A 20,870-nucleotide genomic window follows, 5' to 3' on the forward strand; every position below is an offset into this window, starting at 1 on the left:
ACCTAAAAAACCCCCAAGAATTTACCAGCTAATCCTACCATAAAGCAAAGGAGGATTAACCAGTAGATAGCTTTTTGATATTTAAGTAATGCCCATAAGAAACCAAGTGTTAAGAGGAGGGGTAAAAGCCCAGGTAAAATTGAATCAAGAAGTTCTTGTAAATTTATTTCTTTTCCACCAAAGTTCCATTTAGCAGCCACGGCCACTTTAACAAAATTCACTACCATTGATCCTGTTACCATTAATCCTACAATAGTAGCTCCCTGAACAAACTTATTTAGCACATCAGAGTCTTTCATTTTTAGGATTAGGCTTATCCCAAACTGGTACCCATAGACAATACCGTAGTAACGAGAAAAAATATTGAGCAAGACGTTTGGCACAATAAATATAATGGGTCCAAGTGAATTTCCATCCAACGCCAAACCAGCGCCGATTGCAGCAAAAATGGTCATAAAAGTTGCTTTAAAAACAGAATCGCCAATTCCAGAGAGCGGTCCCATCAATGCGGCTTTCGTAGAAGAAATTGTGTCAGATGTGATGGGATTACCTTGTGCTCGTTGTTCTTCAAGTGCAAGAGTAACACCTATGATGGCATTGGAAGTATACGGATGGCAGTTAAAAAATTCATTATGACGAACAACCGATTCTTTTAAATCCTGATTATTTGGATAGAGTTTTTTGAGTGCCGGCAATATCGCATAGCAGAATCCTAAACTGCCATAACGCTCATAATTTATAGACGTCATACTGAAGAAAGTGCGGAAGAATGTTTTCATTAAATCTTTCCTTGTCAGAATCGTCGTTTTAGCTGTACTCTTGCTGGGGGAATCACCGGAAATTCCACTATCATTTCCTTTCGTTCCCACTGCTGTAATGCTGACCGCGATTCCAAGACCCAAAAAGGCTATCGAAAGTACATTTAGTTCCAAGTAGACTGCCAGAACAAATCCAATTAGGAAAAATGACCAAAACTTCTTGAAGTTCATCATTTTCAGGAGCATGGCCATTCCAATTGCGGGTAGGATTCCTGCTGTAATCTTTAATCCTTCCATAAACCAAGAAGGCATTGAGCCTACGATATTATTTACAAATTCACTACCAAAATAAACGGCTAAAAAAGTTGGAATGAACATAACTGTAAAAAAAACGATTATTCCAAAAAGGTGAAGCCGTTCTGCCCTTTTTAGATTTAGCTCTTGTAAAGCATTGTCTGCCCGATGCACTAGATAAATATTAAAATTCCAAGCTAGCATGATTAAAAATTGTGCTAAAATACCGATTGGTAATGCCAGAGCAATTCCAACCTCAGGCTTCCCCCCAGCACTAATCGCGAAAATAGTCCCCATTAGACCAGCAATTTGTGCATTAGGAGGAACACTACCTCCAATGGGCAAGACCCCCATAAACATCAATTCCACACTGGCCCCTACAATCAATCCAGTCTGTAGGTCTCCCATCATTAGTCCTAACAATGGCCCAGCAAAAATGGGACGGCTAATCATCCAATATCCATATCCATAATTTTCGGTCATGAGAATTGCAACAAAACCACTTAACAAAATCGCTGATATTAACTCAATTTCCACTTTTCCTCCCCCTTTTTACACTGACTATCTTTTCGACCATTAAATCTTGGTGAATAAATCAATCGATTTATCATTAGGAGAGGTTCTGATCTCACAAGGGATCCCGTGATCTCTAATCTTGAGGAAAGTAGATTTATCTTCTTCATCCAAATAGACTGTTTTACTTATTTCCTGTTTTCCTGCTTTATAGTACATGCCACCTACATTTATAGAAGGCAGAATGATACCTTTTTCAATGAGAGATAAAAGGACTCGAGGACTTTTTACTACAATAAACGTTTTTTCCTGATCAGACTGCTCAACCAGATATTTGACTGCATCTTCGACAGAAAGGATAGCATATCTTTTCCCCGAAGGTACTGCCAAGCTTAGTAACAAAAGTTGTGTAGGGTCGGTTGCAACCCTATCATCAATTACAATAAATTCTGTAACTTGATAAGCAACACTCCATGAATAAGCAACTTGCCCATGTATGAGTCTTTCATCGATACGGGTAACAACGATACTCATTACAATTCCTCCTTTATGGGGTTAACTGTAGAGTTTATATAGCTAATACTCATAGAGGTATTAGCTATAAGCTCTTCGGGACTTACAGGTGAAAGGCAAGATTCAATAACTAAACCTAAATGAAAACCAGCGATTACTTGTACCCGGCTATCTTTCAACACTTGAAGTGTAGCTGCATTGCATGGGGTACCCCCTTTAATATCTGCCAGAATGATTATTTCTTTGTACCAATCCAACAATTGATTGACTGCCGATTCCAGTTCTCTTGCAAATGAATCTAACGTTACTTGATCATCCATGCTTAATGCAAAGAGTTGATTCTGTTTCCCTGCTATAAGCTCTACACAGTCTTTCATAGTCGAAGCTAAATTCCCATGACTTACAAGTAAAATGGCCCGATTCAAACTATCTCCTCCTTATAACATATTTTTTTGAATATTCACACAAACTCATCTTATTAAAAAAGAATTAAAAAATCAAGTTTTTATTAATAAAATAAGAAATAAAATTTCTTTTATGGCATTTTTTTTTGCATTATGTGCAAAAAACATTTCATTTATGATATAAATGAAACAATAGGGATTTACATCATTTAATAAAATATTTAATAAAGGGGACATATCATGAGCTTAACTTTATTACAAAAAATAAATGAAAAAGCCGATTCCTTGTCTCGTGCTGAACGGCAAGTAGCCAAATATATATTGGACCATGCAGATTTGGTGCAAACTTACACGATTTCTGAAATATCAACCAACGCAAATGTTTCCCAAGCTAGTGTTGTGCGTTTTTGTAAAAGAATGGGTATAGACAGCTTTAAAACCTTTCAACATACATTGGTGAAAGAAATGAGTTCAAATAATGCCAACATTAATGATCTTTCTTTACTGCGTGAAAATGATACGCCCTATCAACTTTTCCAAAAAGTAACTATGAGCAATAAATTTGCTTTAGACTCTTTAGTACAAACTCTTAACAAAAAAGAGTTTGAAAAAGCAGTAGAATGCTTAAGCCTAGCAAAGAAAATTGCATTTTTTGGTGTCGGGGGCTCCTCTACTGCTGCATTGGATGCTAGTAATAAATTTGCTAAACTTGGCGTTACTACAGGAATGAACACTGACTTTCATACAGTGATTTCCTATATTTCCAATTTCACACCAGAAGATGCATTGGTCATTTTTTCCACATCCGGAAAAACAAAAGATATATTGGAGATGGCTTCATATGCGAAAAAGATAAACGTACCAGTATTGGCAATAACCGCTTATACAAAGTCTCCTTTATTGAAAATAGCAAGTATACAACTTTGTTTTCCTGACATCGAACATGATCAACGAATCGGTAGTATAGCATCTAGAATCATGCAACTTAACATGGTTGATGCTCTTTACTTAAGTGTTTTTCATCGAATCGATAAAAAAACCATAGATAAATATCAAAAAGCACGTGAAGAAATTCTACGTCTAAGAAGATAGCCTGCTTAAGGATGTGTTTTACTACATTTCGTTAGAGGCGTGAATATGTATTAATTCATAGTCATTTCAGGATTGCATACAAACTGACGCATCCTTATCGGATGCGTCAGTTTGTAGACAAAAGGAGCTTCCATCTAAAATTTTAAACATAGTTGATTGGAACGGAAGGTGCGAGACTCCTGCGGGAATAGCGAGTCTAAGGGAGACCCCACAGGCGCAATTGCGCCGAGGAGGCTCCCGGACCGCCCGCGGAAAGCGAGTGCCTGAAGTGGAAATTAACGTCCAAATTTGTACAAGCCAAAAAAAAATGTAGACAAACTCGATTTTCATCGAGTTTGTCTACATTCTGAAGCATCCTTATCGGATGCGTTTTTCCTTGCAAAGTCTTATAGCTGAATTTCTTCAACTTGGTATTGGGGCGGTGCCTTCCTGAATGCCTTTGTGATATATAATAGATAACAAAAACCAATAATGAACCAACTTGTCCCCATTATTAGGGAACTTGCCTCAAGGTTGATCCATAGAATGCCAATTGCTATAGCTCCAATTAAAGGCATAATTAAGTATTTGATACACCCCTTTACCGTTCGGTGCTCCTTTTCCCGAATGATAAAATGGCTGATCACTGAAAGATTTACAAAGGTAAAGGCCATTAATGCACCAAAGTTGATCAGTGACGTTGCTGTCACTAAATCAAAGAATAAAGCCGACATTGAAATGACTCCAACTATGAGTACATTAATCGCTGGTGTCTTCCACTTAGGATGAATGAATCCAAACCATTTTTCCGGAAACACTTTATCACGGCCCATAACATACAAAAGACGGGAAACGCTGGCATGCGATGCTAGTCCAGAGGCTAGCGTATTGACGAAAGTCGTACAAAGAAAAATGGATTGAAATAGCTTCCCGCCTACATAAAGGGCGATTTCAGGTAATGCAGCATCCGGTTCCTTAAAACGGGATATGTCCGGAAAAAAGAGCTGAATAAAGAAAGATGCGGTAATGAAGATGATTCCACCCCATAGCGCAGTTAAAAATATCGCTTTTGGTATCGTTTTTTTCGGATCTGGCGTTTCCTCAGATAGGGTCGTTACCGCATCGAATCCCAAAAAGGAAAAACAAAGGATCGTAGCCCCGGTTATTATGGCCGAGAAGTCCATCCCTTCATTTACGAAAGGCATTAATGTAAACACTTCTCCTGTACCTTCCCCATCATTCAAACCTTTGACAACAAGAATGATGAACACTGCCATGATGGCAATCTGAATTAAAACAAAAAGCGCATTAAAGTTAGCAAGTACATTGACGCTCCTGAGATTGAGAATGGTGACGATTGCTACGAATAATACTACCCAAATCCATGTAGGAACTCCTGGAAATAATGCTGTCAGATAAATTTTGGTCAACAATGCATTGACCATAGGTAAAAACAAATAGTCTAACAACGAGGACCATCCTACCAGGAATCCTAAATGCGGGTTTATCGCCTTTTGCGTATAAGTGTAGGCAGAACCTGCAGCAGGAAAAACCTTTACAAGTTTTCCATAGCTGGCAGCTGTAAAAAGCATCCCCACCAATGCAACGATATAAGCAGTCGGCACATGGCCGCCCGTAATCCCAGATACAATGCCGAATGTATCAAATACAACCATGGGGGTCATATATGCTAACCCCATCATTACGATTTGCCATAATTTCAGTGATCTTTTCAATGTAACCTCATTTTCCACCTATCATTCCTCCTTGAAACCGCTTTCAAACTAGTGAGTTCAATTTCTTAACTAGAATAATCCCCATGCCTCCCTCTTTTTTAAAAGTTTTACCTGTATACCTTTATGCAATTTCTGTGCCACATGATTTCGGTTTATTTCGACAAACGAAAAACGCCTTAATTCCTGTATTCTTACCCGCAATTGATTGATTCACAGATATGAAGTCTTCCAGCATCTCTTCATTGACGATTCAATTTCCCATAACTTATTCGCCTTTGCATACACAAAGCCCATGTTATCTTGTAAAAACCCTCATTAAATCACTCACAGTGACTTGGCATGATAATTGCATGATTAATCATCTATAGGAATTCATTTAATGAGTTTCAAAACTACTATAGTTATAAGAAAATGGAGGAATAGAAAAATGAAATATCCTTTATCACCTGATGTTAAACCAGAGTTTTGTACCACCGGATCATTTATGCGCTTACCTTCTACAAGAGAAAATGCCAAATTGGCAGTGGTAGGTATGCCTTTTGATACAGCTGCTTCATTCAGGGTAGGAGCCCGGTTTGCTCCACAGGCAGTCCGCCAAGCATCCATGACGTTGTTTCCTTATCATCCCATTCACAAGGTATTTCCGTTTGACGAATGTAATGCAATTGATATCGGGGATGTTTCGGTGATTCCCCATAATATACATCGAAGCTATGAGTTAATTGAAAAGGCTATGTCAGACTTGATGAAAAACGGCATCATTCCAATAGGCATCGGAGGAGATCATTCAGTAACATTGGCTAATCTAAGAGCAGCCGCAAAAATCCACGGTCCTGTTGCACTTCTTCATTTTGATTCACATACAGATACCTGGGATACTTATTACGAAGAAAAATACTGGCATGGTTCCCCGTTTATCCGTGCATATGAGGAAGGTTTGCTCCAAACGGATAAAGTTTTCCAGATTGGCATCAGAGGTACGCTCAATCATCCAGGAGATTTAGATTCCAGTACAGAACTAGGGTACAATGTGATAACTACGCCCGAGCTGAAGAAGAGAGGAATCGAAGATGTCGTGAAGGAAGTCAAGAAAACCATTGGGGATACACCATGTTTCTTGACATTTGATATTGATTTTGTCGATCCATCCTGCGCTCCTGGAACTGGCACATTGGAGGTCGGCGGTCTAAATAGCTTTGAAACCCTTGAGATGATACGCTCTCTGCAAGGATTCAACTTTATTGGGTTCGACCTGGTGGAAGTCCTCCCGCCGTATGATCCAACACAAATTACATCACTATTGGCAGCCACCATCATTCATGACTTTGCCAGTCTAGTAGCCTTACAACTAAAAGAAGAAGAAGAACAAGAAAAGGAGAATTCAGCCGAAAAAAGTTTATAGGACAAACACTGGCCATATAGGCCGATACTGTTAATCGATCAGATAGAACCAAGCTAATGATATAAAACTCTAAGTACAAAATAAAAAAGTCCTGAAATTCAAAAAGCACCAGTTTATGAAAACAGATGCTCAGACTGTAGACAAATTTGAAGAAAGTGAATTTGTCTACAGTCTTTTTTCTTTAAAAATGTTCCAGCTGATTTCAGAAATCCGCTCCCTTTCCGCCGACTGTCTGCCAAGCCTCCTCGACGCAAGCGTCTGTGGGGTCTCGGCTAGCCAGCTATTCGGCAGGAGTGTCGCAAATTTCTTCCATCCATTGATGATTTCATAAAACAGAAAAAAACATTAAGGATCATCTAATCTTCCTTTAAAATCATGGTTCTATGTGAAATCATTCCGAACCCCCTTTTGTCGACAAACTGAGCATCTTAGGTGAAAGCAGATGCCTTTTTTTCTATGTAATCTTTACCCTTGTCCTGCTGCTTCGACTATAAATCATTCCATAAAACAACTTCGAGCTTCTATCGGTGTGGAAAAATAAAAAACACATCCCTTTGAAAATGGGATGTGCCATCCTTTTATTCGTCTGATTCTGCCCCAGGCCGATTGGATTGTGTTGGCAGGGTGTCCCAAAAGCTTGCATCGACAGTTTCAATTGAATCATCGGCAATAGCTCTGACAGCTGCATCCAAAGTGGTTACCGTTTGCTTAATTAGATAGCCATTACTTTTTTGTCCAAGCGCTACAGACTCGACATTGTGGTCCGACATACCTCGCATCTCAAAGAGCAGTGTGGCAATGTCATAACGGACGGCTGCACCATTACGGCCTATATTTTCTCCAGAACCGCCATCATACCTACCAATATGCCCCCAACCAGTTGGTTCAATGGAGTTATATACGACAGCACCCAATTTTTTTGAGGCTTCTAACACTTCAGGCTTTACGTTCGCGTTTGTAGGATAAAGAATTGAACCTGAAACAAGTTCACCGTCCGTTTCGCTTAGCGTCCCTTGATGATGTAAATCTATCATGTAATCTATATCGTATTTCGCAAATACATTTTTGTGTAAAGCCTTTACTTCTACTTGCATGTTATCAGTTTTTTTATCATGCTCACGGTTTAAGTCGATCCCATTTGCATTTGCCCGTGTTAAATGCCGATCACCTTTTGCTAAATAGTCATCAAGAGGGAAATTAACATCTCCCATGGCTCCATCTGCATTTAACATGGGAATGATCAGTATATTGACATTATCCAAAATACCTTTAGTCTTGTTCGTGCCTAGATGTTTAATGAATTCGAGTGCACCCTCGGTAGTCAGTTGTTCATTTCCATGCTGTTGCGTTAAAAATAGTATGGTAGGATTCTTAGGATTTGACATGTACTTCGCTAGGTAAATGTCCCTTCCTTTTACCGTTTCCCCGATTACTTCCAGTGCCAGCCTTTCTTGTTTTGCATCCTGCGTTTCAAGATAGCTCACCAGGCTTTCATATGTATGAAGATTTGAAGTTGTCACTTGACCATTTCCAGCACTGGGGCCATTTCCAACCGCTCCGACTGGTAACGCAACAGCTGTTACTGCGCCTAACGTCATTAAACTAGATAATGAAACTGATAGAACTTTCTTTTTAAAATTCAAAATAAACCCTCCTTATTAAATATAATAATCAAGAAACATAACTATTATTAATATTCTGACATTTTTACTACTTTATGTTAATAGTGAAAAATGACTATGTTTCCAAATAGTTTTCTTCTACGTAATATAACTTGAAAAGAATTACTTCTACAAAGGCGATATTCAAAAAACATTTTTGTTCCCGTTGAAGAAAATCGAGTTTGTCTATTTTTATGGCTTGTACAATTTGGACGTTGATTGGAACGTAGGGCACTCGCTTTCCGCGGGCGGTCGGGGAGCCTCCTCGGCTTTCGCCTGCGGGGTCTCCCCTAGACCCGCTTTTCTAAGCAGGAGTCTCGAACACCCGCTCCAATCAACTTTGTCTTACCTTTTAGATAGAACACTTTTGCCTAGAGTTCCGTCTGGTTACTTCAATATAGGCTGGAAGTTGATAGAACTATCATTTCCTCAATTTCTATTATTGCCTGCCCTCCGTCAGTGGAATTGACTCGTATTGTTCCGGATTGATTTTATATACAGAGCCATCAGTAACTCCATCAATTATTCCATATAACCCTCTTTCAACCGCTTTAATAAGCATGCCTTTTTTCTTTTGGCCAAAAGATTGTGTTTGACCTCTAACTTCAAAGAGTACTGTCCCACTTCCGTTTAAAGCAAAGGCTCCTAAAGCCGTTCCAGGAAGGTTTTGGTTTTGCGGATATAAGGATATATTCCCATATGGAGAATTACCTTGTTCTTTCATGGCATTATATACCGCCACATTCAATTGTCTGGAAAAATCATAATTATAGTTTTTTGCATATTTGGCATAATCTTGTCCTGAAGGCGAGCTTGGATCAGGTACAAATTGAGCGGAAATCGAGTAGGAGACTAAATCATCCGTTCCATCAACTTCATAATAGGGAGCTTGGTGATGCAAGTCCACAAAAATCTCCACCTTTCCGTATTGCTTCAGTAGAGACTTGTAAACATCACGTGTTGTTTGTGATTCAGGTGTTATGAACCAACCAGGGGTGGATGATTTTCCAGGGAAGTCTTTAGCTTGGGGAATATAATTTAAATCAGGATTAAAGTCACGATTGACATCGAAACCAGGTTTGGACTCATAATCGAATGATTCATTTTTGTATGTATAATAGTTCCAAGATGGATTCGCTCCTGCTAACTGCGGAAACTGGTCGACGACCTCTGCCCAGGTCATATCATTTCCCCTACGGTTCAATTCAGCGGCATCGGGATTCATTTTAGGCAAAGCGACAAGGGTAATTTCTTTACGAATTTTTTCCGCTTCAGGTGAGTTGGTCCCCAAAAACTTCAAGATATTCAAGATGGCATCCGTACCAGTTTTCTCATTTCCATGGATCTCACTTTGAATGAAAACGACTTTGTCGCCAGTTCCCACGGTTGCTTTATAGATTTCTCTATGTCTATTGGAATATCCAGCTACATCCACTTTTACTTTACCTTGGCTATCACTCGCAATTTGTTCTAGCTTTTTCCCTAGTTCAGCATGATCTGTAAAACCTGAAACCGAATAAGTTTGTTGAATGGGTGTTCCCGGGGATGTTTCATTAGCTGCAAATGCTGGTGCCGCAATACTCGCCGATAAAACGGCAACTCCCAGAGTTGAAATAACTTTCCTGTTTTTCATATGACAACAATCACTCCCTTAAAATATTTTTCTATCTCATTATACAAAATGGAAAAGTAGAAATATGTTGGAATTTGATGTCGTATTATGACTATTTTATGATGCTGCCACCAGCTTTAGCTAAAAGTTGGGAGCTGCACTAATGTATACTCTTTTTATGTTAGCTGTGCAAAAATGCATATTTTCCCACAACAACGATTCCGACATTGTTATCTCGGATCGTTGTTGCCGGATGCCTTTAACCATATATATATATTGGCTATGCATTTAGTCGAATTGATGATTTGTACTATAACATCACATTACGTTATAATAAAAGAAAAAAATAAGAGAAAGGGGAAAATATGAAACTCAACACTCATAGTTCTACACCATTATACATGCAATTGAAACAATCTATTATCGAAGATATAAACAAAGGGATATACTCTCCTGGCGAAAGATTACCAACCGAAACAGAATTATGTGACATATATGGGGTAAGTCGCATTACTGTTAGAAAAGCGGTTTTGGACTTGGTGGAAGAGGGTCTTCTAATACGCCAACAAGGAAAGGGAACATTTGTCCAATATCCTAAAGTAAAAAGGGAACTATTTGCTGTTAACGGTCATGCTGAATATATGTCAGAATTAGGGAAGATACCTAAAACTAAAATCCTTTCATTTGGGATCATACCCGCACCGGCTAATATTTCTAAATCCTTGGAGATTACTCCTGAAAATGATGTTCTTGAATTACAACGGATCTTATACTATGATAATCAACCTCTCACCTTGGAAATTTCTCATTATTCCTTAAAGGTTCTGCCTAATTTAAATGAACATGTCCATAACTCCGTTTCCATGTATGACACCATAAAGCATAAATATAATATAACTCCTGTTCATAACACGAAACTTTTAAATATGGTATTGGCAAATGCAGATGAAGCAAAATTTTTAGAGTGCGAAGTGGGAGATCCCCTTTTCAAAGTGGAGAAAGTGGCATATGACGCAAAGAAGCAGCCCATCCATTCCTCTTTCTTATATTATCCTGCCAATCGTGTGACCTTTACGATTGATAGTTCCATGTCGCAAGAAAAAGGTAACGAATCCCCCTCCTAATCCGGGATCTCGTTACCTTTTTCCATCTATAAATCGTTAAACCAGCATATGGTCAGGAATATATTCTTTACCATACCCAAAAGCTCCATAATCCTGACAGGTTTGGGAGGCAGCTAAAGCTCCTTTTTGTAAAGCTATATTTACATCTTGCCCTTGGACATACGATGAGAGAAAACCAGCAATAAATGAATCTCCCGCCCCCAATGTATCTACAACTTTGGTTTGGATAATAGCTTGTTCATATAATTGATTTTCAATTGATAAGAGTGCTCCCTTTTCCCCACGAGTAACACATACCACTTTTGAGCCCAACGAATGCACCTTTTGAATCAGTGCATGGCACTCTGCAGCGTTTAAATTACTTCCTGAAAAAAATGCATATGTCACATACGGACAAACTTTTTGTAAATAGGGTTCCTCTTGATTTGTCGAAAAATCAAAAGAAATGTCAATGAGTTGGCTTAATGATGGGAGGTTATGCTCTATATGGCTATAAACACTTGTATGAAGAAGGTCGTGTTGCCGAATATAATCCAAATCCTCGTCATTCAGTACAATCCCCAATCTGGATTGAATTCCCCCTCTATTGGAACCAATGAAAATTCGGTCCCCGTCCTTATCCAACGCGACGACGGCCATACCATTCTCTCCTACTGCTTGTCTTACTCTACTAATCTCCATCTTTTCCTTTTGCAATACCTCCAACACATGGTCTGCCGCCCCATCATTTCCTACAATGCCAATATATGAAGATTGCTCATCATTTAAACGATTGCACATTACTGCCACATTTAATGAATTGCCGCCGGGATATATCTTTCCTTGGTCTTTATAAAAATCTACTACGTTATCCCCAATTCCAATTAGCTTCATGCCTGTTCCCCCTGTTATCATTTTACACTTCCACTAGCAATTCCACGGATAAAATACTTCTGCATGAATAAAAATAAAATGACGATAGGTGCCGCTGAAATCGTTAATCCAGAAAGCAACACTCCCCAATCGGTTTGCAATGCATCTCGGAATTGCATTAAACCGGCAGGTATCGTACGTAAACTATCATCGTCTATAAAGATGATGGCGAACATGAATTCATTCCATGTATAGTAGGCTGTTAAAATTACCGTCGTTAATAAAATAGGTTTACTCATGGGAATGAAAATCCTAAAAAGGATTCCAAGGTTTGTGCACCCATCCAGCCGGGCAGCCTCTTCCAGTTCTTTCGGAATGGACAGGAAGTAGGCACGAATCAACAAGATGGTTAGCGGAATTCTGTAAGCTACATAAGGTAAGATTAACGCCCAATGGGTGTTATATATCCCAAGCTTCTGAATGATATTATACAAAGGGATCAGGCTTACTTGGGGAGATAGCATCAAACCGCCTAAGCATATGACCAAAATGAAAGCCTTTCCACGAAAATCGAAGCGAGATAATCCGTATGCACCTAACGCACTTACTAAAACCGTTAGCATACAAGTCATGCCAGTAACCATGACACTATTTAAAAAGTAGGAAGAAATCCCACTATTCCAAGCTGTAACATAATTTTCAAACAACCATGTATGAGGAAGTGACCAACTATGGTTAAAAATTTCCTCTGTGCTTTTGAAAGAACTGATGACCATCCATAATAAGGGATATGCAACAACAAGAAAGTAGGCGATTAAACCTGCATAAACAAGGGCTATTCTCATATTATAGGTTTTTCTTTTCCTTGCATACTCTAGATTTTCCACAACTAATTCCGGTACTCCGATCGTTGATTTAGGCATCTCCATTATTAGTCCTCCTTTCCCGTTTTAAATATTTTCATTTGAACAAGAGAAATAAGTAACGTAATAATTAAGATAACCGTTGCTATGGCAGAAGCATATCCCATCATATCTTTTGAAAAAGCCGTTTTATATAAATAGGTACTCAGGACTTCCGAAGAAGTTCCCGGTCCCCCTCCAGTTAAGATATATGGCTCATTAAACACTGTAAAGGCACCTGTCAATGTTAATATTACGGCGACGAATGTCATTTCCTTCGTTGCTGGAACCGTAATGTGAAAAAACGTTTTTATTTTATTCGCTCCATCCATTTCAGCTGCTTCATATAGTTCAGGTGAAATTTTTTGAATGGATACGATATATAGCATGGCTATATAACCTATTGATTGCCACTGTGAGACAGCAATGACTGCATAGATTGCCGTTTCACTATCACCCAACCAGGGCAGTGCTAAATTATTCAATCCAATCATTTTAAGAAACTGATTTAACAATCCTACTTCCGGGTTGTAAAAAAATGAAAACAGTAAGGCGATGACTGTCATTGAAACGACGACTGGTAAAAAATAGACTGTTCGAAATATAGGTGAAAATTTACGGATTAATTTATCTTCTAAAACAGCTGCAACAATTAACCCTCCAAAAACCTGGAAAACAATCGAAATGACAGCATAAAGAATATTATTTTTTAAAGCTTCATAAAATACGGGATCTTTAAATAAAGTAAAGTAGTTATCCATCCCTACAAATGCTTTATCTGGTGAAAATGTACTCCAATTATACATACTATCGCCAATATTCTGGAAAATGGGAATATAAACAAGCAATAAAAAAACTAAGGCTGGAAGAAGATATAGATAAGGTACAAATTTATCGGGTTTTATCATTAAAATATCACTCCCTTAATAAAACGGAAAAATGATTTCCCTTATTTCCCCGCTTCAAATCTAACGGTATCAGCAGCTTTTTGAACATCTCGCATAATCTGCTTAGGTGTTTTATCTCCATTTAACATCATTTGAGTTCCGGTTAAATAGGCATCTGCAATACGCGCATCGATGCTCATGTCAAACCATGGGGCCATTTCTTTTGTGTTTAATATGCTTTGGACCGCTTCCAGCTGTTCTGGGGAAGAATTATTTTCATTCACCGTACCTTTAACTGCACTATACTTGCCCACATCAGTGACTAGTTTTTCTCCCATATGTTTAGTGGTTAGAAACTTTAAAAACTCCATCGCTTCTTTGGGATGCTTTGTCTTGGAAGAAATCATAAAGCCTTCAGGCGATCCCGTTAGATTTGTTTGATTACCCTTTCCTCCTTCTACCTCAGGAAAGTTAAACATTCCAAGTTCAAACTTAGTGGGTCCAAATAACTTGATCTCTGCCGTTTCTGCATAAAACATAGGTGCTTTACCATTTGAAAATTGCTGTCTTGCATATTCATGATCTATTGAATTAGTATTCTCATTAAAATAAGGTAACAACTCCTGGAATTTCTCAAGCGCTTTTATGTAGTCGTCATCCTTGAATTTTCCGGTTTTTCGATTATAATCCATTGCCAGCACTTCAGGACTAACCAGACGTTGATTCAATGTGCCCACATAATGGGAAATTGTCCAAGTATCTTGACTGCCGAATTGAAGAGCTGTGTAGTTATTCTTTTTTAACACTTTTAATACATCGATAAATTCATTCCAGGTTTTAGGTGGGTGTATGTTCAATTTTTCGAAGACATCCTTGTTATAGAAAAACATTTTTCCATCCATTGTTACGGGGACACCATACACCTTATTATTAAATGTATATGGTTTGACTTGGGATGGAACGAGTTGAGAAGACCATGTCGGATCGTTTTTATAATAAGAAGTTAAATCCAAAGCTTTATTGCCTCGCACAAACTGACTGGCAAATTCATCACTCCAAGAGAAATAAACATCAGGTGGATTATTTGTACCTGTCATAACTTTAATTTTGTCTTTATACGAATCGTTTAGGACTGCTTCGGTTTTAATATGGATATCGGGGTTTTGTTTTTCAAATTCTTCTACAACTTCATTAAAGTAGGTTTTTTCCGGTTCCTTTGGCCACCTATGAAAAAATGTTAAGGTAGTTTTTCCATCATTTGATTCTGAAGATGTTCTTTCACCAGAACATCCCCCAAGCATTAAAGATAAACTTAAAAATGATGCGAATAAAAGTTTTGTTTTTCTCATGAATACCCTCCTTTTAATAAATGCTTTTATCACCAGGAAATTATACTATAATGTTATAAAACATTATAGTATAATTCGCAAATAAAATATACAGAATATTAAGTTTTCTGTGACTATCAGTATTCTACTTTCCACATATAACGCCTTTTGCTTAAGGGATGATTACGCGCTTCCGCTAATTCTTCTGCATATTGACGTAATACACGATTTAAGATAAGCGGTGCAATATATCCTTTTACTTCTTCATCAATACCATCAAGATCATACTGTTTTGCATCTAACACCGTTAGCTTTTTGCCATAACGCTGAGAAAAAGATAATGCTCTTTCTTCCAATGGTCTTGTTTCATCCAATCCCAAAAGAATGATAAACGGTACATTTTCGTCAATAATTTCGAATGGTCCATGGAAGTACTCACCAGCATGAATGGCATGTGAGTGTATCCATTGCATTTCCATTAAGATACAAATGCTGAAAGAATAGGCTGTCCCATAGTTTGAACCACTTGCCATTGTATAGATAACAGGTTCTTTTGCCTGAGATTGTGCGAATACCCTTGCATTTGAAGCTTCTTGCTCCAGGGCTTTTTCATACACTGGCTGTAAGTTCTCCAAACTTGATACCAGTTTTCCAAACTTTTCATTGTTTTCCGCCATATGAAGTACACCAAAAACTAATTGATATAAAACACTGAGGTTTGTATCGAAGGCGTTTACACCGTTCCCCCATTCATATTTAATATAAAGGTCCGCATTTTGGGCCAATGGTGATGCTGGTTCGTTAGTTAATGCCACTGTAAACGCACCTTTACTTTTTGCAAACTTAGCCGCTTCGGCTGTTTCAGGAGTTGTTCCGGACATAGAGCATAAAATGACTAAAGATTCCTTCCCTAGTTGTTGCGGATTGCGATGTATAAACTCATTTGAACTATACAGATCGGAGGTTATATTTTTGGCTTCACGATCCAGTATATACTTAGCTGAATACATAATGGCAGAAGATCCCCCGCATGCTACCAAATAAATATTGTTAATTTCCCTACCCTTTAATTGATCCAATACTGTTTTTACATTACTTTTTACATTCATAACCGATTTACTCATTTCCCCACTCCTTTAATATTTGATATACAACATTATGTAATGTTATATATTGTTATATTAAATCATCCTCTTTCTTTAGTCAATGAATTTGTCAGAATATTTTATTTACTCCTTTTCCATGAATCTGCTACATACCGGTTCTGTTCCCATCAAAATTTTCATGGCAAATTTCCTTTTTTACAGATGTAAATAATGTCCACATGAACATGAACATGAACATGAACATGAACATGAACTGCAAAAGTACTGGAAAACCCTTCTTACTTTTTTCTAATTTTCCCAACCATTAATAATAACAATGGCAGAATAAAACATATCGTTAAGGATAATGGTGTCCAAGCTGTAGCCATAAAGTTTTGATAATGCACGATATCGGGATGCGAAAAGATGGTGAAAGTGAGAATTAGAAAAGCTAATGGGAATAGAAGAATTTTGTAATTTTTTAATCCTAGCAATTGAGCTATTCCTAAAGCGAGTCCATAAAAGCATATGGTCAACTTAAAATACTCTGTAAAAACCCATATGAAGGCCACAATGACCTCGACCCTTTCAAAAAAATTACCGATGCTTATCCTCATCCCCAATTTATAAGAAGGGTAGTTCAATCTTGCTGTATTATCAGCACCCAATACAAGGATACAGAAAATGATCACTAAGAATAGAACGCCGCCACCTAATATAGTCCCTAAATAAAAGTTTTTCTTCATTTCAGCCTTTTCATGTACATATGGAGTGATCATTAAAAAGAAAACAAGCTGAACATAAGGCAGGGCTAAAGAGTGATATGATCCCCTCATTATCGGTTTCATGCCTTTTTCAAATACAGGTTGCATATTTTCGATATTGATGTCTGGGATAAGAAATACGAATAATATGAAAAGGAGCAGTACAAGCCAAGGAAAAAAGATTAATGCAGTTCGGCAGATGACTTCCAATCCTAGCCGTGCACCAAATAAGCTTGTTACTATAAACAAGATCATAATCATTTCCATAGGTGTTTCAACCAGAACCTGTGTTGAAAAAAAATTCCCAATTTCACTAAGTAACGCTGAAGAAAGGTAATATAAATATAATAGGAATAGCAGTGCCGAGATCTTCCCGATCCATATCCCAAATATTTTTTCATTAACTTCTATATAATTCATGGATGGGTAAAGTAAGGCAAGCCGGGTAAATAAGAGAACGAAACATAACCCAATGAGAGTAGCTATAATATAGGCAATCCAGCCATCCTGTTTCGCTAATGAAACAAGTACGGAAGGTAAAGTAAGTATCGCTCCTCCAATGGTGAATATGATGACCATTATAAGAAATTCACCAGAGCTGATTTTTCCTTTTTCAAGCATATTCGATACCTCCCTAGGATAAAATGCGATCCATGAAATGAGCGAGTGGACTATATATTTTCGTTATCCAGTCGATAGGGGTCGGAATGGTAATATCCTTGATTATTAAAATACTTAATGTCATGCCAACTAAAAGCAATAAAATGAAAATGACAATTTCCTTCCAGCATTTCTTTTTAATTAGGGGGGGTATTTCAAAAAATGAAATAATAGCTCCAGTACAAACTGTTCCAATAATTGCCCACATTGGTCTTTACTCCTCAATTTCTTTTTGAAAGGATTCTGATATCGTCCCCAAATTGCGAATCTTTGCTTCAACGGATACATTCACGTCCAAATTTGCGAATTCCTGTTCCCAATTTTCCTGTAAACGTTTCCATGCTTTAGGATCGGTTCTATGAATTTCGTCACCAAAACCGAAGATGTCACTTTGATATTTCTCTTGTAGCGTCTTTATAGATCCTTCTATTTTAGCTTTAATATCTTTTTCGTATCTTTTATTCAATTCTTCGATTTTTTCGGGTTTAGTTAAATCGATTGTGCATTCTACCTCACCTATACTCCCTTCTGAGGTGACATTTATATCAATTTTTGGATTTCCATTTTCCACTTTCCCTTTGATTTTCGTTTTTGAACTAGTCGTGTTGACCGTAATTTGATCACCTTCACATGGTATATTTACCGCAGTGGACTTAACATGATCTGTAATGTAACTAACACCTTTACTGTCGTTCCTGTTTAACCAGCCGACAAGTTTATCCTTCTTGAATACTCCAAGATAATCCAATCGTAAGCCGGATTTCGGGGAGATATTTTGTGCATTCGTAACATTGCTTCCTGATTCGGGATCACCATAAACTAGAATCCCCGTTAGCATGGCCTGTCTGCCTTTGCTGACGATACTGCTGACCAGCTCATCTAAAGTGACCGTCCTTGTCGGCGCCCATCTTCTCTCTGAATTTTCCAAGGCATCAAAAACTTTATTTGCCGGTATTTTTTCAAGGGCCGTTTGGACATTAAGCGTATCATAAGCAGTTGCTCCCTTCGCAACGGTCATATAGAAATCGGAACGCAACTCCTTTTGCCGGGAAAGGACATCCAGAGGCTTTGCAATTCCTGCCCTGGCCATTTCCTCACCAAAGACAATTTCACGAAGATGTGCGACATATAACCTCCTTGGTACATCAGTTGATAGGCTTCTAATTGCTTCAGCAATGGTTGCACCGCTTTTCCTGAAGGTTACAACTTCCGTGCGGCCAGACCTGGCATCACCTGCCAACTCGCTCGAATTCAGAACTTGGACGCTTACAAGATACCCATCTTCCGTTTTATCAATTCCCATGGCAGTAACGATGGCAAGTTCATTCAACTCAATGCTGCTCCAACAGCCGGATAAACAAATCATAGGTAACGTTAAAAATACCTTTAGCATTTTTTTCATCGTAAAACCCTCATCATCTCATCATTTTATCTAGGTGGTTTCGGAGAACTGACATCTCCTCTGTCTGTATCATTTTTACTGATCAATCGAGGCCGCTTTAATAATGACCAATGTGGCATACGAATGATGTTGTCTTTTTGATCTTGTAAAATGAATGGTGCATTTGGAGCTAAATATGGTAAACCAAAAGATCGTAAGCTATTTAAATGCAGGACCATCACGATCAGCCCCAAAATGATCCCGTATAATCCAAATGTAGCGGCAAGGATCATAAACAAGAATCGAAGCATCCGAAAAGCGCTGGCCATACTATTGGCTGGAAACACAAAGCTGCAGATGGCTGTTAAGGACACGATGATAACCATTGTTGCTGAAACGAACCCTGCTTCGACAGCAGCCTGTCCAATAACTAATGCACCAACGATGGAAATGGATGAACCGATTGCCCTTGGCATCCTCACACCTGCCTCACGCAAAATTTCAAACACTACCTCCATCAGCATCGCCTCCACAAAAGCAGGAAAAGGAACTCCTTCTCGTTGTGAAGCTAGACTTATGAGTAATGGAGTAGGAAGCATTTCTTGATGAAAAGTCGAAACAGCTACATAAAGTGACGGTGTTAACAAAGCTAGGAAAAAGGATAAATACCGTAATACTCGAATTAATGTGGCAATGTCTGCCCGTTGATAATAGTCTTCACTGGACTGGAAAAAATGCACCATCAGGGCTGGAATGATAAGGACAAACGGCGTTCCGTCAACCATTATTGCAATCCTTCCTTCTAAAATGGCAGCGGCTACAGCATCAGGACGTTCCGTATTATAAACCGTTGGAAATGGAGTGTATACTTCATCCTGAATAAGCTCTTCAATGTATCCACTCTCAAGAATCGCATCTATATTGATTCGATTTAACCGGCTTTGCAATTCTGAAACCGTTTTATCATTGGCAACACCTTTTAAATACATAATCGCAACGTCTGTTTGCGTTTTTTCTCCAATCTGCTTTGTTTCAAGCCAAAGGTTAGGATCTTTTATTCTCCGTCTAATTAAAGCAGTATTTGTTCGCAGTGTTTCAGTAAACCCATCCTTTGGCCCTCTTACTACTGTTTGGGAGGAAGGTTCTTGAACTCCGCGATCGACCCAACCTCTTGAGCCGAGTGCCAATCCTTTTGGGGAGCCGTCCATCAATAACATCGTGTCTCCCGATAAAACATGGTTAAAAAGCTTTTGAAAATCAGTTATTTCCACTATTCCCCCTACAGGAAGAGTATGTGATTTTATTATTTCAAAACAATCATGGACCGCTACTTCCAAGTCAGAGTTCCGAATTTCAACCATCAAAGTGTCGAGGATTAAATCCTGGATGGAAGCAGAATCCGTTAATCCATCTGTGTAAATGATGCCTAATTTAATTTCCCCATTTTTACCAGCTTGGAAATCCCTTATAACGATGTCTGAACTATTTCCTAACGTTTTCTTAATATGGTCTATATTATATTGAAGATCAGGGGATATAAGTTTTGTTTGATGATTCTTTGAGTCCTTCCTTCCGTTTTGGGATTGAACTGGATTTTGGTCCTGATTTTTAGTTTTGCTGGAGTTTGGATTTCCGCTTTGATTTAGGTCTTCTTGTTGTTGTTTATTTTTCACCGATTGTTTATCTTCAATTAACTTCCTCAATGGGATAGGAACTCGAGATTTCAATGCTAACCCCCTCATAACCAAAAGCTTGTTAAAATTATGTTTTCACCTTGGCTGCAATTATATCCATGTAAGTAAAATAAATTGCCGTGCAAAAAACATAATATACATGATAATCGTTTATCAAAATTCTACTTTTCTCCAACAAATTAAAACCACTTCCTACCATCTTTTCAAACTCGGAAACAATTTGCCTTTT

Annotated in this window: 18 protein-coding genes; 3 read left to right on the forward strand and 15 right to left on the reverse strand. The window is 38.2% G+C overall.

The genetic code is table 11. The annotated features are described in order from the left end of the window. Positions 1–2: 2 nt before the first annotated feature. From MKX49_RS13660 to MKX49_RS13670, 3 genes are read right to left on the reverse strand one after another with little or no spacing between them, the layout of a single operon-like run. A complete protein-coding gene (locus MKX49_RS13660; RefSeq protein ID WP_340876770.1) occupies positions 3–1,589 on the reverse strand; it encodes a PTS system mannose/fructose/sorbose family transporter subunit IID in 1,587 nt (528 codons plus the stop codon). Between the two features lie 39 nt (positions 1,590–1,628). After that, positions 1,629–2,099 (reverse strand): PTS system mannose/fructose/N-acetylgalactosamine-transporter subunit IIB, encoded by a 471-nt coding sequence (locus MKX49_RS13665; protein WP_340876772.1) that lies wholly within the window; start codon positions 2,097–2,099, stop codon positions 1,629–1,631. Continuing rightward, positions 2,099–2,503, reverse strand: coding sequence for a PTS sugar transporter subunit IIA (locus MKX49_RS13670; RefSeq protein WP_340876774.1), 405 nt, complete (start codon positions 2,501–2,503; stop codon positions 2,099–2,101). The genes MKX49_RS13665 and MKX49_RS13670 overlap by 1 nt, the downstream gene beginning before the upstream one ends. A 216-nt stretch (positions 2,504–2,719) precedes the next feature. On the opposite strand from MKX49_RS13670, the gene MKX49_RS13675 reads away from it, so the two are divergent. After that, entirely contained in the window at positions 2,720–3,574 is an 855-nt protein-coding gene (locus tag MKX49_RS13675) for a MurR/RpiR family transcriptional regulator (RefSeq protein ID WP_422121646.1), read from the forward strand. 386 nt (positions 3,575–3,960) lie between these two features. On the opposite strand, the gene MKX49_RS13680 is transcribed toward MKX49_RS13675, so the two are convergent. Beyond that, entirely contained in the window at positions 3,961–5,307 is a 1,347-nt protein-coding gene (locus MKX49_RS13680; RefSeq protein WP_048687571.1) for an APC family permease, read from the reverse strand. A gap of 409 nt (positions 5,308–5,716) precedes the next feature. Between MKX49_RS13680 and speB the strand changes: the two genes are divergently transcribed. Next, positions 5,717–6,691 (forward strand): agmatinase, encoded by a 975-nt coding sequence (gene speB, locus MKX49_RS13685; RefSeq protein WP_340876775.1) that lies wholly within the window; start codon positions 5,717–5,719, stop codon positions 6,689–6,691. 578 nt (positions 6,692–7,269) lie between these two features. Here speB and MKX49_RS13690 read toward each other — a convergent pair. Together MKX49_RS13690 and MKX49_RS13695 are read right to left on the reverse strand one after the other, a co-directional pair. After that, entirely contained in the window at positions 7,270–8,334 is a 1,065-nt protein-coding gene (locus MKX49_RS13690) for a M14 family zinc carboxypeptidase (protein ID WP_340876776.1), read from the reverse strand. Positions 8,335–8,791: 457 nt separating this feature from the next. After that, a complete protein-coding gene (locus MKX49_RS13695) occupies positions 8,792–9,985 on the reverse strand; it encodes a M14 family zinc carboxypeptidase (protein ID WP_048680271.1) in 1,194 nt (397 codons plus the stop codon). A gap of 344 nt (positions 9,986–10,329) precedes the next feature. Here MKX49_RS13695 and MKX49_RS13700 point away from each other — a divergent pair, with 344 nt between their 5' ends. After that, positions 10,330–11,088 carry a GntR family transcriptional regulator gene (locus tag MKX49_RS13700; protein ID WP_340876778.1) on the forward strand — a complete coding sequence of 253 codons (759 nt, stop codon included), beginning with the start codon at positions 10,330–10,332 and terminating at the stop codon, positions 11,086–11,088. 36 nt (positions 11,089–11,124) lie between these two features. Here the strand turns inward: MKX49_RS13700 and MKX49_RS13705 are convergent, their stop codons facing one another. The 9 genes from MKX49_RS13705 to MKX49_RS13745 all read right to left on the reverse strand — a co-directional run bounded on the left by MKX49_RS13705 (position 11,125) and on the right by MKX49_RS13745 (position 20,674). Continuing rightward, complete coding sequence (locus MKX49_RS13705) at positions 11,125–11,961, reverse strand: PfkB family carbohydrate kinase (protein ID WP_340876779.1); 837 nt, start codon at positions 11,959–11,961, stop codon at positions 11,125–11,127. 17 nt (positions 11,962–11,978) lie between these two features. Continuing rightward, complete coding sequence (locus MKX49_RS13710; RefSeq protein ID WP_226990416.1) at positions 11,979–12,785, reverse strand: carbohydrate ABC transporter permease; 807 nt, start codon at positions 12,783–12,785, stop codon at positions 11,979–11,981. Between the two features lie 86 nt (positions 12,786–12,871). Further along, positions 12,872–13,750 (reverse strand): carbohydrate ABC transporter permease, encoded by an 879-nt coding sequence (locus tag MKX49_RS13715; protein WP_034307788.1) that lies wholly within the window; start codon positions 13,748–13,750, stop codon positions 12,872–12,874. Positions 13,751–13,791: 41 nt separating this feature from the next. After that, the gene (locus MKX49_RS13720; protein WP_340876780.1) at positions 13,792–15,078 is read right to left on the reverse strand and encodes an ABC transporter substrate-binding protein; all 1,287 of its coding nucleotides are present in this window, start codon (positions 15,076–15,078) and stop codon (positions 13,792–13,794) included. A 116-nt stretch (positions 15,079–15,194) separates the two neighbouring features. Next, positions 15,195–16,181 carry an SIS domain-containing protein gene (locus MKX49_RS13725; protein WP_336864389.1) on the reverse strand — a complete coding sequence of 329 codons (987 nt, stop codon included), beginning with the start codon at positions 16,179–16,181 and terminating at the stop codon, positions 15,195–15,197. A 260-nt stretch (positions 16,182–16,441) separates the two neighbouring features. Continuing rightward, positions 16,442–17,527, reverse strand: coding sequence for a GerAB/ArcD/ProY family transporter (locus tag MKX49_RS13730; protein WP_252266962.1), 1,086 nt, complete (start codon positions 17,525–17,527; stop codon positions 16,442–16,444). Between the two features lie 13 nt (positions 17,528–17,540). Then, entirely contained in the window at positions 17,541–17,774 is a 234-nt protein-coding gene (locus tag MKX49_RS13735) for a hypothetical protein (RefSeq protein ID WP_053535516.1), read from the reverse strand. 6 nt (positions 17,775–17,780) lie between these two features. Continuing rightward, positions 17,781–18,968, reverse strand: coding sequence for a Ger(x)C family spore germination protein (locus MKX49_RS13740; protein ID WP_063593957.1), 1,188 nt, complete (start codon positions 18,966–18,968; stop codon positions 17,781–17,783). Between the two features lie 26 nt (positions 18,969–18,994). Continuing rightward, positions 18,995–20,674 (reverse strand): spore germination protein, encoded by a 1,680-nt coding sequence (locus MKX49_RS13745; RefSeq protein ID WP_445670128.1) that lies wholly within the window; start codon positions 20,672–20,674, stop codon positions 18,995–18,997. Positions 20,675–20,870 lie beyond the last annotated feature (196 nt).

Source organism: Peribacillus sp. FSL M8-0224, assembly GCF_038003055.1.
Classification (GTDB): Bacteria; Bacillota; Bacilli; order Bacillales; family DSM-1321; genus Peribacillus; species Peribacillus frigoritolerans.

What these genes read in the sequence shown, in the direction of transcription:
- MKX49_RS13665 (WP_340876772.1), bottom strand. Translation starts at nt 2,099, where the DNA reads ATGAGTATCGTTGTTACCCGTATCGATGAAAGACTCATACATGGGCAA.
- MKX49_RS13695 (WP_048680271.1), bottom strand. Translation starts at nt 9,985, where the DNA reads ATGAAAAACAGGAAAGTTATTTCAACTCTGGGAGTTGCCGTTTTATCG.
- MKX49_RS13705 (WP_340876779.1), bottom strand. Translation starts at nt 11,961, where the DNA reads ATGAAGCTAATTGGAATTGGGGATAACGTAGTAGATTTTTATAAAGAC.
- MKX49_RS13715 (WP_034307788.1), bottom strand. Translation starts at nt 13,750, where the DNA reads ATGATAAAACCCGATAAATTTGTACCTTATCTATATCTTCTTCCAGCC.
- MKX49_RS13710 (WP_226990416.1), bottom strand. Translation starts at nt 12,785, where the DNA reads ATGAGAATAGCCCTTGTTTATGCAGGTTTAATCGCCTACTTTCTTGTT.
- speB (WP_340876775.1), top strand. Translation starts at nt 5,717, where the DNA reads ATGAAATATCCTTTATCACCTGATGTTAAACCAGAGTTTTGTACCACC.
- MKX49_RS13725 (WP_336864389.1), bottom strand. Translation starts at nt 16,181, where the DNA reads ATGAGTAAATCGGTTATGAATGTAAAAAGTAATGTAAAAACAGTATTG.
- MKX49_RS13740 (WP_063593957.1), bottom strand. Translation starts at nt 18,968, where the DNA reads ATGAAAAAAATGCTAAAGGTATTTTTAACGTTACCTATGATTTGTTTA.
- MKX49_RS13730 (WP_252266962.1), bottom strand. Translation starts at nt 17,527, where the DNA reads ATGCTTGAAAAAGGAAAAATCAGCTCTGGTGAATTTCTTATAATGGTC.
- MKX49_RS13735 (WP_053535516.1), bottom strand. Translation starts at nt 17,774, where the DNA reads ATGTGGGCAATTATTGGAACAGTTTGTACTGGAGCTATTATTTCATTT.
- MKX49_RS13700 (WP_340876778.1), top strand. Translation starts at nt 10,330, where the DNA reads ATGAAACTCAACACTCATAGTTCTACACCATTATACATGCAATTGAAA.
- MKX49_RS13720 (WP_340876780.1), bottom strand. Translation starts at nt 15,078, where the DNA reads ATGAGAAAAACAAAACTTTTATTCGCATCATTTTTAAGTTTATCTTTA.